This window comes from Bacillus sp. AG4(2022) (genome assembly GCF_031844465.1).
GTDB classification, from domain to species: domain Bacteria; phylum Bacillota; class Bacilli; order Bacillales; family Cytobacillaceae; genus Bacillus_AB; species Bacillus_AB infantis.
Window position 1 is genome coordinate 1 of sequence record NZ_JAUZVH010000024.1, and the last position, 1,864, is coordinate 1,864.

Here is a 1,864-nt window from a genome sequence, read left to right on the forward strand (position 1 = left end):
TTTTTGTGTGCCGGGCATGTTCATCAACTAGGCGGTGCAAGTCCGCTATGGGCGTTGGGATATGCGAACCATTAGCTGAAGGCAAGGGTGTCCATGGCGACGTGGAATCTGAAGGAAGCCCTAGGCAAATCCTCGGTCTGAGGTACACGAATCACATTTGAGGTGGACTGTTTCAGGACGAGTTTGCAAAACAAAACAAAGTCCAAAATATCCCCGGATGGAACAGACATAAATGTGGCAGATATATGAGGAGAAAGTGGATGAACTTACCCCGGGAGGTCTCTTAGAAACCTCCGGAAGGAGAACCTGCTTAGTGATAAGCAGCTGAACTAAGAGAAGTCAGCAGAAGCCATAGTATCAACGATTTGTTGAGAAGGGCGGAACGAAAGGAGCTACCATGTTAGAGAACTTTACAAAAGAACGATGACACAGCCAACAAATCTGGTTTAAGGCAGAAAGCTCGGAAAGCTGGAAACCTTAAACTAGCGTGGAGTTACTTTTGTGCAATCTCAAGAGCATGGAAACAATATGGAATGTAACCAAACATTAATTGACCGTATCGTTGATACTGAAAACCTTGACCTTGCTTTTAAAAAGGTTAAACGAAACAAAGGAGCAGCAGGTGTCGATGAGAAAGATATAGAAGCTACTCGCCTATATTTGAGGGAAAATGGACAAGAGATTATTCAACTGATACGAGAAGGAAAATACAAACCTCAGCCAGTTAGAAGGGTTGAGATACCAAAAGCTAATGGTGGAAAACGACAACTTGGGATTCCTACTGTGACGGACCGAGTGATTCAGCAAGCCATGGTTCAAAGGTTAACACCTATATTTGAAAGGCAGTTCAGCCACTTTAGTTATGGTTTTCGACCGAATAAGAGTGCACATCAAGCCATTGAACAGGCAAGACAATACATCGAAGAAGGCTACAACTTCGTTGTAGATATGGATCTAGAGAAATTCTTTGACCGAGTCCAGCATGATAAGCTCATGTCTCTGATAGCCAAGACCATCTCTGATAAACCGACACTTAAGCTTATCCGAAGATTTCTTCAAGCCGGGGTTATGGTGAACGGTGTGGTTATTACCAACAGAGAGGGGACTCCGCAAGGAGGTCCCTTAAGCCCTCTTCTCAGCAATATTATCCTTAATGAATTAGATAAGGAGCTGGAGAAAAGAGGACATAAATTTGTACGCTACGCAGATGACTGCAATATCTATGTTAAGAGCATTAAAGCTGGAGAGAGAGTTAAACAAGGAGTTACAGAATTTCTAGAGAGAAAATTAAAGCTAAAGGTCAACGAGGAGAAAAGTGCGGTGGGAAAGCCGAGTGCACGGACATTCTTAGGAGTGAGTTTCTATAGAACGAAAACCAGGGTGTACGTGCCAAAGAAATCAAAACAAAGGCTTGAAACCAAACTACTGAAGCTGACAAACCGTAACTGGGGAGTAAGTATGACTTACAGAATCCTTAAAATTAATCAACTCATCCAGGGGTGGGGGAACTATTTTAAAGTTGGGGATATAAAATCATACGCAGAGGATATCGATAAACATACCCGTCGTAGACTGAGAGCGTGCCTGTGGAAACAATGGAAAAAGATAAAGACCAAGTACCAAAACCTTAGGAAATTAGGTATCTCAAGAGAAAATGCACGGAAAAGCGCCAACACCCGAAAGGGTTATTGGCGCAACTCCCGAAACCCTGTAATTAATGCCGCCTTGAGCAATAAGTATTGGCGACAGCTAGGTTTAAAATCGTTACAAGTAATCATTTCATAAAACTTTCGAGGCGCCGTATACCGAACGGTACGTACGGTGCTGTGAGAGGTCGGCACGGTGACGTGCCTCCTACTCGATT

1 protein-coding gene is annotated in these 1,864 nt (G+C 43.3%); it reads left to right on the forward strand.

All coding sequences use genetic code 11. The features are described from left to right. Nucleotides 1-528: 528 nt before the first annotated feature. Nucleotides 529-1,785, forward strand: coding sequence for a group II intron reverse transcriptase/maturase (gene ltrA / locus Q9R36_RS26065; RefSeq protein WP_311226185.1), 1,257 nt, complete (start codon nt 529-531; stop codon nt 1,783-1,785). Nucleotides 1,786-1,864 lie beyond the last annotated feature (79 nt).

Excerpts from the sequence above, each read along its gene's own strand:
- ltrA (WP_311226185.1), top strand. The coding sequence starts at position 529 with ATGGAATGTAACCAAACATTAATTGACCGTATCGTTGATACTGAAAAC.